Consider the following 16433-nt stretch of genomic DNA (forward strand, 5'->3'; position numbering starts at 1 on the left):
TCGCCAAATTAGGGCATTTGCCGTATTGAACGCATCGCCGATACAGATTATGTTTGACATGATTTTGGGAAAATAACAAAAGGGAATTGATGAAAATCCGAATTGCACTGGCAGAAGACAAACCGTTTTTGGCAACATCCATTCAGGAAAAACTGGCGTTATTTGCTGATGATATCGAGTTCCGGTTTTGGGCGAACAACGGTAAAGTCATGCTGGAAAAACTCGCAGAAAATCATGCGATCGACGCGATTTTAATGGATATCGAAATGCCGGAAATGGACGGCATCGAAGCCACGGCAGAAATTGTCGCGCAATATCCGCATATCAAAATAATTATGCTGACCGTTTTTGACGATGAACAGCGGATTTTCAACGCTATTCAGGCTGGCGCGATGGGTTATTTGCTCAAAGATGAACCGCCGCAGAAACTGCACGAATCCATCAAAATGATAATGGACGGCGGTGCGCCGATGTCACCGACCATCGCGGCAAAATCGCTGAAATTATTGCGCAATCCCAGTCGTGCCGAAAGCGAAACCACCGGCGAGGATTTCAATCTCGGCAAACGCGAGGTTGAAGTGCTTGAGCAACTCAGCCAGGGGCTGGATTATCAGAAAATCGCGGAAAACCTGTTTATTTCACCCGCAACCGTTCGCAAGCACATCGAAAATATTTATCGTAAGTTACAGGTAAACAACAAGATGCGCGCGGTTAACAAAGCCATCCGGCACAATATTATTTAACCGGCAATCTGCAAAAATACGGCATCTGCCGTATTGATCTCCCCCTACCCACTTTCCATATTGTTCAAACAAAATTTATAAGGAGGTTGTTTGATGATACGGAAAGTTACGCTGCTCGCAATCATAATATTCATCAATATATCGTTTGCCCAATGGGAACGGGTGAGCACCCGATACACCGGCACGCTCGGCAAAATGGCTATTTACAATGGGTTTGTGTATGCCTATGGCGATTCTGTCGGCACGACAACTGTGTTTTTGCGCTCCGGCGATCAGGGCAACACCTGGGATGATTTTTCCGCAAGTATGCCCGATGAACTGTTTTATCTGCACGAACACAATGGCGAATTGATGGGCATGTTTTTCGGTTCGAATGTTGGCAATGCGCTGATGGTTTCTGCGGATAACGGCGAAAGCTGGACAACCCGCAGCAGCTTTTCCATCGATGGCGGTGCGGTGCTCAGCCTGCATTCCGACGGTACCATTTTATACGCGCTTTCCAATCGCGAAAAAATATTTCGCTCCACCGATAACGGCGCAACCTGGACAGAATTTGTCGTGAGTTACGATGGCGCTCCGCAGCGAGTAGGGCTGGATTTTGCTGCTATCGGCGATATCTGGGTTTACATCGGGTTGAACCTTGGTGCCGTAATCAGCACGGACGGCGGTGCAACCTGGGCTGCGAACAATCCCCAATTTGCCATCGGCTCTGTCAGCGTTATCAACGGGGAATTTTACGGTGCCACGTACGGTATGTATAAACTGGACGCCACAAATCAATGGGTGCTGTATAACAACGGCTGGCCGGGCAGCGCACCGTTTTGGGCAACCGGAAAATCCATCGCCAGCAACGGGCAAACCGTATTTGCCTATGCGCAGGGATTGTTTGAGGCATCCGTTTATCAATCGAATGACGCCGGAAATTCCTGGAGCACGGTTGCAACCGGATTGCCAACCAGCGGCACATTGGGTTTGGATGATTTTTTGGTAGCCGATCAACATTATGCGTATTGCTACTATCGCTCGTTGAACGCGGCCGAGTTCGGGATTTACCGGGCGTTGCTCAGCCCGACAGCCATCGCAGACGACGAAACAGCACTGCCGGGTAAATTTAATCTGGCACAAAATTATCCCAACCCGTTTAACCCATCCACTACTATTTCCTATCAATTGCCCAACGCCAACCGCGTTAAACTATCCGTTTACGATATGCTGGGCAGGGAAATCCAAACGCTGGTGAACGAGCAGCAAAACGCCGGTCAGCATACGATCCGATTCGATGCGCAACAACTACCGAGCGGCGTGTATTTTTATAACATCAATGCGGGAAATTTTCAGGCAACACGCAAAATGCTGTTGATTGAATAATACAATCCTCTATCAGGAGTGAGCTGAAAAACCCTCAGGCGATGATTTGCCTGAGGGTTTTCTTTTTGGGCAAAAATGCACCGCAATCACCGGCGATTGCGAATTGGGAGAATCTGTTCAGCTTCATTGTTTTGAAAATTGATCGTAAATAGCAACTTAAATACGTATCTTTTTGAGAGGTAAATTTTACAGAACATTTTTCAATCCGGATTTTCGGATAAACGGGGACATCAACAGATGAAGCGATATACGATTTTTGCGATTACTTTTTCTGCTTTTATTTTGTTTAGCAGCACAATTTTTGCGCAGTTTGAATTTCAGGAACGCGATACGCTAACCATCGTTAGCCATCCGGCATTGCGCCATTCACCGCCGCAAATGCGGACATCGCCGCAAACATACAACAGTGACAATGGATTTGAGGGATTGCTGGCAGCACGTTTCCAGTTTGTTCTGGATTCCATGTTGTTTACCCACAATTTGATGGGCGCATCCGCTGCCATCATTTTGCCGGAAAAGGGAACGTGGCTCGGCGCCGGGGGATTTTCCAATCCGGTAACCAACGATTCCATGCGCACGGATATGCTGTTGGAAATCGACAGCAACACGAAATCGTTTGTCGCGGCGATCATCCTGCAAATGGCGGAAGAAGGCAGTTTATCGCTGGAAGATCCGATCAGCCAATGGCTGCCGACATTTGCAAATGTGGACAGCACCATGACCATCCGGCAAATTTTGCAACACACCGGCGGCGTCAGCGATTATTTCAATGACAATCCCGCGACAGTTTTGGCAATTCTCAACAATCCCACCCAGTTCTGGACACCGGAATTCACATTAACGTATGTGTTGCCACCCAATTTTCCGCCCGGTGCGGCATGGCGTTATTCCAACACGGGCTATACTTTGGCGGGGATGATCATTCGGGAAATCAGCGGCGCCGATTCATTTACGGTGCCGTTGCATCAGCGATTACTGGAACCGTTCAACTTGCAACATACCTTTGTGGATATCGAAGAACCGCTGGTCGGTGAACTGGCACATAACTGGAACGATCTCACCGGCGATGGCATTCTCGACGACCTCACTCTTATCCCGCGTACCGCATGGATGAGTTCGCTGTGGACAGCCGGCGCAATCGTCTCCACTGCGGAAGATCTGGCGAAATGGGTGTATCTGCTGCACGGCGATCAGGTGCTCAGCCCGACAGCCATGCATGAAATGCGCAATACTGTGCCAATCACCGGCACTCCGGTCCGATACGGACTTGGGATTTATGCCTTTCCGGTGCTCGGCAAAACCCTTTGGGGGCACGACGGGGGCGGACTCGGGTTCAATTCCCAGGCACTGTTTTACCGGGAACGCGGGGTCAGCATTGCGGTGATTATGAACCAACGCGGCGGCACGGCCAGTTCCGCAGAAATATTGAGAGAATTATTCCGGGTGGTATTGAAATATTACGAACAACCGCACGATCATCCCTATGCGATCAACGCGGCGGTTAATCCGCGCTTTTTGCAACCGCAATCGGACACCGCAGCGGTAACTGCAAAAATCCACAATCCCGAAAACCACCAGTTTACCGTAACCGCCATTTACGCCAATACAGACAGCACCGTCATCGATACGCTGGCGATGTTTGACGACGGCTTGCACGGCGACAGCCTGGCCGGCGACAATCTGTATGGTGCAATTCTGGGTCCGTTGAGCGACGAAAGTAATTACGATGTCCGTATTCAAACCACCGATACCGATAGCGCATTTACTCACTTCACATCGACCATTTTCACGACCCAGGGACCCATCACTTTTCAGGATTTTTCATTACAAAGCACAGCCGGCACGCTGTACGCATTAAAAATTTCTTTAAAAAATGAAAGCGCAACATCCGTCGTGCCCAATGTATCGTTGCAAATAGAAACCGCCGATACCGCCGTCACCCAAATCTTAAATGCCAACCCAGTATTCGGCAGTTTTTTACCGGGGGAAGTAAAACAAACACCGGCGTATTCCCTGTTGAATATTCCCGATTTTTCCGCGCCGGTTACCATAAATATTCACATCGCGATTGATAACAACATTTTCTGGGATGACAGTTTTATCATCGAACCGCCAACCGGATTGCACAGCGATGGCGGCGCAGTTCCGGCAACCTTTTCGCTGGATCAAAATTATCCCAACCCGTTCAATCCGGCAACGACCATCCGCTTCGAATTGCCGTCAGCGGGTTTTACGACGCTCACGATTTACAACAGCATTGGCGAAAGCGTCAAAACATTGATTTCGCAAAAAATTGCAGCCGGGAGCTATTCGATCGATTGGGATGCATCGGGAATGTCCAGCGGGATTTATTTTTATCGATTATCTGCCGGAAAATTCAGCCAGATTCGCAAAATGGTGTTGATCCGGTAACATCATTTCTCTCCCACGGAGGCGTTGCAACAACGATGATCAACTACCGAAAAATGACCATTGCCGATTACGACGCGGTGACAGCCCTTTGGCAGCAAACCGAAGGTGTGCGCCTGCGCGATTCGGATTCCCGCCCGTCGCTGGGCGCGTATCTTGCCAGAAACCCTGGAACCAGCTTTGTTGCCGAAATCGACAGCGAAATTGTCGGCGCGGTGCTCTGCGGGCACGATGGCAGACGCGGATATCTGTATCATTTGGCGGTCGCTAAAACGCACCGGAAGCAACATATCGGGAAAAAATTGGTGGAATTGGCGCTCACCGCCATCGAACAGCAGGGCATTTTTAAAGTGATGATTGCTGTAAACGCGGATAATTTTTCCGGTGCAGATTTCTGGAAACACACCGGCTGGAAACCTCGCCCGGATCTGTTATTTATGGAAAAAACCGCGGACGGGAAACCGAATGCGTGAATCGAAAGAATGGATTTTGAATTTTTAGCCAAACGAGGGAACGCTTTTTGAAAGAAACAGAAAAGAAATCCAATTGAATAACACTAAAAAAACAGAACAGAAAAACCCAATGAACAAATACCACACCCTTCCGGCAAACCCGGAAAACATAACAGCCGGAACCGTTATTAGCAGATTACTCGCCAGCATCGGCTTCCGGTATTATTGGGCAACAGATGATTTACCGGAAACGGTGGCAGCGTTTCAGCCCGAAAATGATGCACGCAGCATCGCAGAAAACATGGCGCACATCTGGGATATATTGCAGTGGGTTCATGCCGCGATTCATCCAGAAACCGTTGCCAAGCCGGAAGGATTGCATCCACTGCGCACGGGCACGCTGGCATTAATTGAAACGCTGGAACACTCCTTTTCAACAATGGATGTGCAAACCCTGGCTGAAATAAAGCTGTTGAAACAACCGTTTTGGCCGCTTATCAACGGGCCATTATCCGACGTGCTGACCCATATCGGACAAATAGCCATGTTGCGGCGTATCGCCGGTTTTCCGGTATCCAATAGCGATCCATTTCTGGGCACACCGCCGCCGGGCAAATAAGTTGCGCTGCGACCATTTCAACTTTCCAACTACCTCCGGTTATTCATCCGCAACAAATCCTCCCCCACTTCCGTTTGGATAATATTATTGACACAACCGAGGTAAATGAATGACCCTTCACGAATTACTGGATATCAACTACGGTGCCGACGGCGATGACAAACTGCGTCAACTGCTGGCGGATGGTGCAGCTATTAACGCGGTTGACGGTCTGCAACGGGAAACGCCGTTGCATGTTGCCACGCGGCGCCGGCGACTCTCTGCCGCAACCATTTTGCTCGATAACGGTGCAGATATCAACGCAAAAACTGCGGGCGGAAAAACGGCTTATGCCCACGCCATTCGCCGCCGGTTCACGGAAATGGTTACGCTGTTTGCGGATCGCGGTGCGGATACCACGCTCAATCTTGCGGATCAGTTTGCCGTAGCCGTTGTCAACGGAAAGCTGGACGAGGCGCGACAGATACTTGCGGCAAATCCCGGCGTCGTAAAAACCGGAAACCCGGAAGAAGATCGCCTGCTGGCGGATGTCGCCGGACGAAATCCCACCGAACCGGTAACGCTATTGATTGCTGCCGGGGCAAATCTTTCCGCTCCGGGATTGGATGACGGCACAGCGCTGCATCAGGCAGCATGGTTTGGTCAGCCGGAAAACGCCCGTTTGTTGATCGATGCCGGCGCTCCGCTGGAAATTTTTGATGGGGTGCACACCAGCTCGCCGCTCGGATGGGCGGTGCACGGCTCCCGCTATTCCGGCGATGCCGCACAACGCGAAGCTGATTACATCGCCATCGTGCGGATGTTGCTGGATGCCGGAGCAAAACTGCATTATCCCGGCACACCGGATAACGACGATTATTACCATCGTTTGTTAACTGATGCCAGCCCGGGTGTTGCTAAAATCCTTCGAATCAACCGGTAATAAATTGCATCACTTTTGGGTTGCAGAAAAAAATACCATATCGCAATCGGCTCAAATCCATTCAACCCATCCAATTTCTTGACGCCCGGGAGATATTTTATTATACTCAGGAATCAAAAAAAGGGATACACTATGAACACAATCATCGCGCTGTTGCGGGGCATCAACGTTGGCGGAAATAACAAATTGCCGATGAAAGAATTGCGGGAAGTGCTGACAAAAATGGGGTTGAAAGACGTGCAAACCTACATCCAGAGTGGCAATGTTGTCTTCCGCAGCGACACTGCAGATATGGGCAAATTGTCCGAATCAATCACCGCAGCCATTCAAAACAGCCACGGTTTTGCACCGCGCATCATTCTGCTCACTGCCGGATCGCTGCGGCAGGCTATCGCCGCAAATCCCTTTCCCGAAGGCGAAAGCGAACCCAAATCACTGCATCTTTTTTTTCTGGCAGCGCCGCCGGAAAACCCGGATATCGCCAAAATTGAATCCCTGAAATCCGATACCGAAAACTACAAACTAATCGGCTCTGTGTTTTATCTCCACGCACCGGACGGCATCGGTCGTTCCAAACTGGCGGAGAAAGTTGAACGAGCGTTGGGCGTTCCCGCAACTGCCCGGAACTGGCGATCCGTCTGCCAGATCATGGCAATCGCCGAAGAGATTGCGCAATAAAACGGGAATTTACGGCAATGAATCGTATCGTGATTGTTGGCACCAGTTGCTCCGGCAAATCGACGTTTGCCAATCAGCTTGCCAAAAAACTGGGTTATCCGTACATCCAGTTGGACGAATTGTTTTGGCTGGAAAATTGGCAGGAAAGACCACCGGACGAATTTGTACAATTGGTGAAAACGGCAATCGATCAACCATTTTGGGTGATCGACGGAAATTATCAGAAAGTCCGGCAGATCACCTGGGGCAAAGCAGATACGATCATCTGGCTCAATTATTCTTTTCCGGTCGTTTTCAAAAGGGCACTGTTCCGAACCATCAAACGAATTGCTTTTCGGGAACAGTTGTATTCGGGAAACCGGGAAACGTTTGTCAGATCCTTTTTTAGCCGGGAATCAATCTTGTTTTGGGTAATAACCACGCATCAGCAGCGGAAACAACGCTATCGCAGATTATTTGCGGCAGATGAATTTGTCCGGCTGAACAAAATCGAATTTACAACGCCGAAAGCCGCAGCGCATTTTCTGAACACGATCGAACGGATTCCAGAAACCTCTAAATCGGACATAAACCGATGAAAAATTTACTCAATGAAATACGCAGTTGCGATGTTTGTGCGGCACATTTACCGCTCGGCGCCAATCCGGTGCTGGCGGCGCATCCGCAATCGCGCATCGTGATTATCGGGCAGGCGCCCGGCAAAAAGGTGCACGAATCCGGCGTTCCGTGGGACGATCCCAGCGGAGACCAACTCCGCAAATGGCTGAACATCGACAAAATATCGTTTTACGATGCCACAAAAATTGCTATCATTCCAATGGGATTTTGTTATCCCGGCAAAGGCAGCTCCGGCGATTTGCCGCCGCGCCCGGAATGTGCCCCGCTGTGGCACGATCGATTGTTCGAACAGATGCCAAATGTTCAGCTCACTCTGCTGATCGGACAATACGCCCAGGGGCGATATCTGCCGGAAAACCCGCACAAAAATCTCACTGAAACCGTCCGGCATTTCCGGGATTATCTGTCGGAATATTTGCCGCTCCCCCACCCATCGCCCCGGAATCGCTTTTGGCTGGCGAAAAATCCCTGGTTTGCAACGGAAGTGATTCCCGAATTGCAACGCCGTGTCGCCGTGATTTTGGGGTGATGCCCCCATCCACGAAAAAAAGGAAAAGAACATGCGCCAAACCCTTGCTCAAATCGCGCTGGTCGTCAATGATTATGACGAAGCGATTGATTTTTACACCAAAAAACTGCATTTCACGCTCATCGAAGATACACAGCTCAGCGAAACCAAACGCTGGGTGATTATCGCGCCACCCGGATCGGACGGTTGCCGCCTGCTGCTCGCCAAAGCCGCCAACGATGAGCAACGCAGCCGGATCGGCAATCAAACCGGCGGACGGGTGTTTTTATTTTTGAATACGGATAATTTTGCGCGGGATTACCAAAACCTGGTTGATCAGCAGGTTACCATCGTCCGGCAACCGGTGCGGGAAACTTGGGGACAAGTTGCCGTATTTGCTGATCTTTACGGCAATCTCTGGGATTTGATCGAACCGGCTTCGGTGTGATGGCGTCATCCAATCGTTTTACCCCGTTGTTTATTTGCACAATGCCATATTTCCTTGGATTTACCCCATTGTCCATTTGCACGATGCCATGTTTCCATGGATTTACCCCATTGTTCATTCGCACAATGCCATAATCCATCCGCAATTTCTGCTTTTCATTATTCAAACAGCGAATAAACTGCGTTTTAAGCTGATGTAAAACAAAAAAAGGATTAAGGCGGGATATTTTATCCGTTAACCTTAATCCTTTTTCAATTTCAGAAAAGCGAACCACAAATTTGTGGGATTTATGCAAATTTTGAGATTCTTCGCCTGCGGCTCACAATGACAGCTTTCACAAATTTGGGCAATGGATCATAACAAAAAAGGATCAAGGCGGGATATTTATCCTTTAACCTTAATCCTTTTTCAATTTCAGAAAAGCGAACCACAAATTTGTGGGATTTATGCAAATTTTGAGATTCTTCGCCTGCGGCTCAGAATGACAGCTTTCACAAATTTGGGCAATGGATCATAACAAAAAAGGATCAAGGCGGGATATTTATCCTTTAACCTTAATCCTTTTTCCTTGCTTCTTGCGGAGAGGCAGGGATTCCTCCGAAGGAGTCCCTTCGGGAGAACCCTGGGTACGCAAAGCGCACAACGGTTTTCAAATAATACCTTCCGATTTTAACCACAAATAGCCAGCTATCGTCTTAAAAAACCGTTCCCGCTGTATGGCTTCTCTTTTTTCTGCAAACGATTCCTGATAGACCAACCGTAATGGGCGGCGATGTTTAGTCGATGGCACTTTACCTAAATTGTGCTGTTTCAAACGTTCCGCCAAATTGCCGGTGCTGCCGTAATAATAACGATTGTCTTTTTCACTTTGCAGGATATATGCATAATATTTCATGCGGGATACCTGAACAGATAAAAAAAAGACTCCCGGTTATTGGGAGTCTTCTATTCATTTGCGGAGAGGCAGGGATTCGAACCCTGGGTACGCAAAGCGCACAACGGTTTTCGAGACCGCCCCGTTCGACCACTCCGGCACCTCTCCGGCAACTACATATTTTTAGCACGGCAAAGATAACAGATTTTTGCAGGTTCCAAAAGTAAAAAATTTAAATATCTTTCAGCACGGTATTTCGACGGACGCATTGTCCAAAGCATTAATTGTTCAGCAAATCCGCAAGATCGTAAAACTGGAACGTGCGATTATCGGACATCGCCACAAACAATCCATTGGGAAAACGGCTGCCCAATGCGATATGCGTTGCATCGATGCCATCGGTTTGTTTGGTGGATAGCCGCACAGTTTTGATGCGCGGTTGATAATGCATATTCTCCGGCGCACCCTCTCGCGGATAAAAATGGAACAGATTCGCCTGCTGATCGGAAACAACAATATAGCCTGGTTTGCCCGGCGGCGCGATGACGGCAATCCCCTCACGATCGCGGCGATAATATTCGGTTGCCAACACGCCAAGCTGCATCGCGGCATCGGGATGATCCGGGTCTGCGTGATATTTGCGAACACCAAAATATTCATCACTGTAATAGACGTAGCCCAATTCGTCGTCCACGGCAACGGCTTCAATTTCACCATCGTGATCAAAAAACTCGCCAAATTCGCGCACTTTTTTGCCGACCACCTGCCCGTTTTCTTCGATCAATTGATATTGCCACAAATAGCTGCCGGACTCGCCATCTTTCCGGCTAACAATAGCGAAAATGGCGCCGTCGTGCGGGCGTTTATACAATCCGATGCCCATCGGCAGTCGTTTGGTGGGCTTTTCGCCTTCGAAAACCTTGATGCCTTCGCCATCGATGTTTTGCATATCCGGCAAGCGAAAAACGCGGATTTCGTTGGCATATCGCTCGGTGCATACGGCGATATCGATCAGCGAATCGCCAAACGCAAAGCCATATTCCACATCCACATTGTTGGGGCGCTTCAGATGCTTTACGGTAAGCTGTTGTTGGATTTTTCCTTCCAGATCAAACACAAATAAACTGCCGGTTCGGCTGCCGTCGTTTTTGCCTTTGTCCGTTCCGATGATCAAGCTTTTGGACGGATCTGCGGGATTGATCCAGATTGCCGGATCATCGCTGTCGATTGCGGTTTTTTCGGTGACGACTGCCGGCGCAATTTTTTTGAAATAGAAATACGACCAGCCCATGACCGCAGCAGCCATAAAAATCAGCACGACCAAAACAATCCATTCCGTCTTCAGGCTATCGCGATTGGTTCGATTATTATAAGTGTCAGTATTTGTCAGCATCGATGTTTTCAGTTTTCGTTTCGATAAATAAATTTTGGATTCCGGTGCAAATTTTGTCATTTAAACACAACAAAAAATATGGGGAAATCCCGAATTACATGTGCGGAAACGCATTCCTGTTCAATTCAATTTACCCAAAAATGTAAATGACTGTTGCTATTTATTTGTGAAATTCATACTTTTTTAACAGAAATGACTTACCAGGAATTTATCTAAATAATTGCACAAGGGGTTACAAGTGATTCAGCTTGTATGGGTTCTTCTGATGTTGACCGGCGCCATTTTGGCTCAGCCGGCATGGGTGAATTCTGCCATCCATTACGGCAAAAAAGCATCCACTGAAAAAGAAGCGAGCGTACTGACACTCCACAATGAGATGTCCGTAACAATCAGCAAAAAAGGCGACGCCAAAATTTTTTTAAGGGTTGCCAACCGGATTTTAACCAAAGACGGCACAAATTGGGGCACGTTTAAATCACCGGAATCGCCGTTTTACAAAATCAAATCGATGAAAGGTTGGGCTGTCCGTAAAAATGGTGATGTTGAAACGCTTTCCAAAGAGAACATTATCAAAATCGGGATGACGGAAAGCAGCGGTTATTATGATGATGAATATTCGCAAGTGGCCGTTTTGCCGAATATCCAGCCGGGTGATGTCGCGGCTTTTGAGGTGGAAGCTGAGGAGAAAGGGTGGACAACCCAATTTAATTCTTTTACGTTTCAATCGCAGCAACCGGTTGTCACGGCTATTTTATCCGTTGAACTGCCCGAAAGCTGGGATATTAACGCTGCAGAATGGAACCTCAGCGATGTCGTTTTCAGTCAGACTGAAAATCGCTATGTCTGGAAATTAAAAGATTTGGCGTATCAACCGGATGAACCCCTTTCGCCGCCGTGGTATTATCTGAACCGGAGAATTTCCTTCACCTGTTTTGATACGCTGGGAATTGACGAAACGCATTTTCAGGATTGGCAATCGGTTGCTGGATGGATGGAGGAAGCTTATCGCCAACCGGCGTTCGCCAGCGAAAATATACGCCAAAAAACCCTGGAGATCACCGAAGGGCTTGGCACTGTCCGCGAAAAAATTCAGGCTATCGCTAATTTTTGCCAAAATGATATTCGCTATGTGGCTGTGGAAATCGGCAAAGGTCGCTGGCAACCGCGACTGGCGGAACAAACCCTGTACAACCGTTTTGGCGATTGCAAAGATAAAACAACCCTGATGCGGGCGATGTTAGCCGCACTGGATATTCCATCCGCACCGGTGTTGGCTGGCATAAATACAGCTGTTAATCCGGCGCTGCCTTCCCCGTTCCAGTTTGACCACTGCATTTTGGGAATACCCGACGAAACCGCAGAATTACAGGCCAGCTACTCGGATGCAACCGTCGAAAACTGGCTGTTTTTTGATCCAACCGATGAAACCACACCACTCGGCGAAATTCCCTGGACGTTGCGCGGCAGGCATGTGCTCGTCGGTCAGCAAATTGCGGATTCTTCGACACTGATCAAATTGCCGTATCCCGATCCCGAAAATTTCAGACGCTGGCAAACCGCCCGCGCAACCGTTTCGCCGGACGGCGATTTATCGGCGGATATCCGCATTGTTGATTTTAGCGGATGGTCCGCGTTCACCAAATACGAATTGCGAAACAGCAGCGAAACGGAGTTAATTGAGATTTGGCAAAACCGTTTTGGCTCGAACATCAGCGGCGGAACCATCAGCAATTGGCAGAGCGGTTTTGCCGCAGATTCCGCATGGGTCAGTTTTACGCTGAGCGCGAAGGGATATTTGCAGCACAGCGGCGATTATTTGCTGCTCCCCGCCAATTTTCTGGAATATTCCGACATACCGAAGTTGAAAAATGAAAAGCGGCACCATTCCATCTGGATGGGCTCACCCAAACGAACCGATTCATTTATCGAATGGCAACTGCCGGAAAGCTGGCAGATCGACATTGACAGCAGCTATCACTTCGAAGATTTACCGGCTGCAACTGTATTTTCCCAAATGCAAAAAACCGCAAACGGTTTTTCAATTGAAACCGGTTACCGCACTCACGGCATTTTGCTTCCGCCGGATGAATATTCAGCCGTGAGAAAACTTCTGAAAAAACATCAATTTATAAAGGGGCTTACGATTCTAATAAAGCAATAATTCCGAATCAGAGAGGAAACAGAGATGCAAAAGGGGCAAATCTTTTTCGTTGTGTTGATGGGTATTTTATTGGGCGGCGGGCTGTTCGCAAAGGATTTTGAGTGGGCAACAATCAGCGATGCCGACTGGGAAGTAACCGCCGATTCCGCAAACAATATCCGCAATGCGGTTATGCTGTTCGAAAAACTGGAAGTGGACGACCAGAAAATGGTGGATGGCAAAACATATTACACGCTGTATCGGCGGGTGCGCATCCTCAGTCCGGAGGGGCGTGAATGGGGTGATGTTGAAATTCCATATGTGAATAAAAAACAAAAGATTGAGAAAATCGAAGCCCGCACCATTTTGCGGGACGGCCAAATTTTTCTGTTAAACAAAGATGATATTTATGAGAAGGAAATTATTAAAACAAAAGATGTCAAAATTAAACAAAAATCGTTTTCTTTGCCCGGAATGACAGACGATTGCATTGTTGAATATTATTTGAAGTTGCGGTTGCCGGACAGCGAAAACCAATGGGTCACAGAAAAGGAAATATACCTGAAAGAAGGGGAATTAACCTGGCTTTTTTACAGGGGTCGCGGGATGTCCAACTATTTTTATGGCGTACTTTCCGATTATTTCTCACCGAATTATCTTTGGGAAAATATGGCAATTCCCCCCGAAATGGAAAGCCTGCCGAACGAAAAAAAAGCGGAAAAAATCATTTTTCGGGTCAAAGATGTTCCGCCATTTACGGCGGAAAGCCACACTCAGCCGGATGAAGCTATCAAAGGAAATATCCGGTTCTATTACAGCACAAGTTCATCGGCAACCGATTATTGGGGCGATTTGGGCAATAATATCAACAAAATGGTCAAAAAATTTACGGAATATAACAAAAAGGCCAAAAAAGTTGTTGAACAATTTGATACCCTTGCTACCCGCGATGAAAAAATATATGCCGCATATAACTGGCTTCAAAAAAACATTGACAACACGAGTTATAAGGACGACGAGGACGAAGAGAAGAAATACAAACCCATTGAAGCGGTTGATGATGTGATCAAATATGGCTACGGTTCATCGACCAATATCAATATGACATTTCTGGATATGCTCCAGCTAATGGGCATCGATGCCAAATTTGTTTATGCGGTTGACCGGGATGATAACTCGTTTAATCGTCAGGCAAAATACTGGCAATTCGACCGATCAATGGTGGGTATTCAAAACAGTGGCAACAAATTCACTTTTTACAATCCCGCCGCCAAATATCTTCCGCCGGAAAGTGTTGCATGGTATAACGAAGGCTCGATCGGTCTTGTCGTCAGCGATTTGACCGCTAATTTTGCTACCATTCATTCATCATTTTCCAGAGATAACATCATGCGACGAACGCTGGATTTGCGAATGTCGGATGACGCCGAAATTACCGGACGGTTATTAGAGGAATATAAGGGGCATTTCGGACGCGATATTCGTTTCAAACTGGACGATCTGACTGAAGATGAACAGATTGAATATTACAAAGAACGGGCAAAGGAAAATTACGTTCAGATCGAGATCGATTCCATCATGACCCAAAATATCATTGCCGATGACTGGCGAACATCCGTCCGGATGAAATGCCAAATTGCAATGGAATCTGCCGGACAATTGATGGGCAACCGCATTCTCATCAAACCGAGCCATTTTTTCTCCCGGCAGGAAAACCCGTTCCAAACCGAAACGCGCAAATATCCGATTGTTTTTGAATTTGCACATGAAATTTTTGAAACGATCAGCATTGTCATGCCGGAAGGCTGGATAGTCGAAGCTGTGCCGGAAGATCAGCGGTTTGGCAATCGCGTTGGTGAATGCCTCATCCAGTTTCGCAATTTTAACAACGGCAAATTGCTTTCGCTCCAGCGGGTATTCAAGCTCAAATACCCGATGATCAAACCGGAGTTTTACAGCGATGTCCGGGAATTATTCAATGTGCAGCAACTGCTGGAAGAAAAAACGATTATTTTGAGCGAAGTCAGCGAATAATCAAATCCGCCGGTCGACCAGCATAAAACCGGTCAGCGTTATGAACCCGACAGCGCCAACGCAATACCAGAATTCGTTGGCGCCGACAACGGCATACGCCCAGGTGCCCAATGTGGGACCGATGACAAAGGACACGCCAAATCCCAACGAAAATAATCCCATATATTTACCGCGATGGCGCTCCGATGCCCGTTGCGCCACAAATCCAGCAACAACCGGGAAAATGAGCATTTCGCCAATTGTCCACATTACAACTGTAAATGCGATAAAAACGATACCACTGCCCAACGGCAACAAAGCAAATCCCAGATAAAAAAATACAACACCGACTGCCATCAACCGCATCGGGCGAATATGCTCCAACCGGTGGATGATGGGCATTTCGAAAATGACGATCAGGAATGCGTTGAGCGCCATCATCAAACCGATATCACTTTCGATAAATGTATGAAATTCTTTTAGATAAATAGGCCAGGTGTTGAATGCCTGATTGAAAGTTGCACCGACCAAAATCATGAACGCCATTACGATCAGAAAAATGGTGTCGCGCCACGGCGAGATGGTGCTGGCAACCACCGGATTGGCAGATTCGCCCGCAACCAACGGGCTTTTGCGAAAGAAAAATATCACCAGAAAACCGGCGAGAATACAGGTGATGCCATCCACCCAAAACAGCAAATGATAGTCGACACGCGCCAGAAATCCACCGGCTGCGGGTCCGATACTCATTCCTAAATTGATTGCCAACCGGCTCAGCGCAAATCCGCGAACCCGTTTTTCCGGCGGGCAAACCAGCGCCATCGCAGACATGTGCGCCGGGCGATACGATTCGCTGATCATCGAAACCAGAAACAGCAACAGCCCGATAAACCAGATATTTTCGGCGTACCCGAGCGCAAAAATGCTCAATCCGCCAAAAAACAAACTGAACACCTGCACTTTTATCGCATCGAAACGGTCGGTTAACCAGCCGCCCAACATTGCGCCGGTTAACGCACCAAGCCCGTACAGGCTCACTAGTTTTCCTGCGTCCGGAACGGAGAAACCACGCTCTGTGGTGAGATAAAGCGTCATAAATGCTAAAATCATCGAGCCGCTGCGGTTCACCAAAATAACAAACGAGAGCAGCCACGCCGCCCGGGGCAATCCAGTAAAGGACGCAATGTAGTGATGGTATATATTTTTGAACACGTGTGTTTCGCTTTCGAATATGCGTTTGGTTCAACA

General features: G+C 48.0%; 15 protein-coding genes and 1 tRNA gene. 12 read left to right on the forward strand and 4 right to left on the reverse strand.

The window, feature by feature from the left end:
* Positions 1-89 precede the first annotated feature (89 nt).
* From H6629_02330 to H6629_02375, 10 genes are all read left to right on the forward strand, one after another.
* Complete coding sequence (locus H6629_02330; protein MCB9066635.1) at positions 90-743, forward strand: response regulator transcription factor; 654 nt, start codon at positions 90-92, stop codon at positions 741-743.
* Between the two features lie 93 nt (positions 744-836).
* Positions 837-2111 (forward strand): T9SS type A sorting domain-containing protein, encoded by a 1275-nt coding sequence (locus H6629_02335; protein ID MCB9066636.1) that lies wholly within the window; start codon positions 837-839, stop codon positions 2109-2111.
* Between the two features lie 237 nt (positions 2112-2348).
* Positions 2349-4523, forward strand: a complete 2175-nt coding sequence (locus H6629_02340; protein ID MCB9066637.1) for a serine hydrolase — start codon at positions 2349-2351, stop codon at positions 4521-4523.
* 35 nt (positions 4524-4558) lie between these two features.
* Entirely contained in the window at positions 4559-4993 is a 435-nt protein-coding gene (locus H6629_02345; GenBank protein MCB9066638.1) for a GNAT family N-acetyltransferase, read from the forward strand.
* A 109-nt stretch (positions 4994-5102) separates the two neighbouring features.
* Positions 5103-5591, forward strand: coding sequence for a hypothetical protein (locus H6629_02350; GenBank protein ID MCB9066639.1), 489 nt, complete (start codon positions 5103-5105; stop codon positions 5589-5591).
* A gap of 109 nt (positions 5592-5700) precedes the next feature.
* Positions 5701-6513, forward strand: coding sequence for an ankyrin repeat domain-containing protein (locus H6629_02355; protein ID MCB9066640.1), 813 nt, complete (start codon positions 5701-5703; stop codon positions 6511-6513).
* A gap of 132 nt (positions 6514-6645) precedes the next feature.
* Entirely contained in the window at positions 6646-7191 is a 546-nt protein-coding gene (locus tag H6629_02360; GenBank protein ID MCB9066641.1) for a DUF1697 domain-containing protein, read from the forward strand.
* 17 nt (positions 7192-7208) lie between these two features.
* Entirely contained in the window at positions 7209-7769 is a 561-nt protein-coding gene (locus H6629_02365) for an adenylate kinase (protein ID MCB9066642.1), read from the forward strand.
* Positions 7766-8338 (forward strand): uracil-DNA glycosylase family protein, encoded by a 573-nt coding sequence (locus H6629_02370; protein ID MCB9066643.1) that lies wholly within the window; start codon positions 7766-7768, stop codon positions 8336-8338. Before H6629_02365 ends, H6629_02370 begins: the two co-directional genes overlap by 4 nt.
* 31 nt (positions 8339-8369) lie before the next feature.
* Complete coding sequence (locus H6629_02375) at positions 8370-8765, forward strand: VOC family protein (GenBank protein ID MCB9066644.1); 396 nt, start codon at positions 8370-8372, stop codon at positions 8763-8765.
* A gap of 649 nt (positions 8766-9414) precedes the next feature.
* Here the strand turns inward: H6629_02375 and H6629_02380 are convergent.
* The 3 genes from H6629_02380 to H6629_02390 all read right to left on the reverse strand — a co-directional run bounded on the left by H6629_02380 (position 9415) and on the right by H6629_02390 (position 11032).
* The gene (locus H6629_02380) at positions 9415-9660 is read right to left on the reverse strand and encodes a GIY-YIG nuclease family protein (protein ID MCB9066645.1); all 246 of its coding nucleotides are present in this window, start codon (positions 9658-9660) and stop codon (positions 9415-9417) included.
* A gap of 61 nt (positions 9661-9721) precedes the next feature.
* A tRNA-Ser gene (locus H6629_02385) sits at positions 9722-9807 on the reverse strand.
* A 112-nt stretch (positions 9808-9919) separates the two neighbouring features.
* A complete protein-coding gene (locus H6629_02390) occupies positions 9920-11032 on the reverse strand; it encodes a phytase (GenBank protein ID MCB9066646.1) in 1113 nt (370 codons plus the stop codon).
* A gap of 238 nt (positions 11033-11270) precedes the next feature.
* Here H6629_02390 and H6629_02395 point away from each other — a divergent pair, with 238 nt between their 5' ends.
* Both H6629_02395 and H6629_02400 read left to right on the forward strand, forming a co-directional pair.
* Positions 11271-13193, forward strand: coding sequence for a DUF3857 domain-containing protein (locus tag H6629_02395; protein ID MCB9066647.1), 1923 nt, complete (start codon positions 11271-11273; stop codon positions 13191-13193).
* 24 nt (positions 13194-13217) lie between these two features.
* Entirely contained in the window at positions 13218-15206 is a 1989-nt protein-coding gene (locus H6629_02400; protein MCB9066648.1) for a DUF3857 domain-containing protein, read from the forward strand.
* Here H6629_02400 and H6629_02405 read toward each other — a convergent pair whose 3' ends face one another.
* The gene (locus H6629_02405; protein MCB9066649.1) at positions 15207-16397 is read right to left on the reverse strand and encodes an MFS transporter; all 1191 of its coding nucleotides are present in this window, start codon (positions 16395-16397) and stop codon (positions 15207-15209) included.
* Positions 16398-16433: the final 36 nt, after the last annotated feature.

It is taken from the genome of Calditrichia bacterium (assembly GCA_020634975.1).
Taxonomy (GTDB): Bacteria; Calditrichota; Calditrichia; order RBG-13-44-9; family J075; genus JACKAQ01.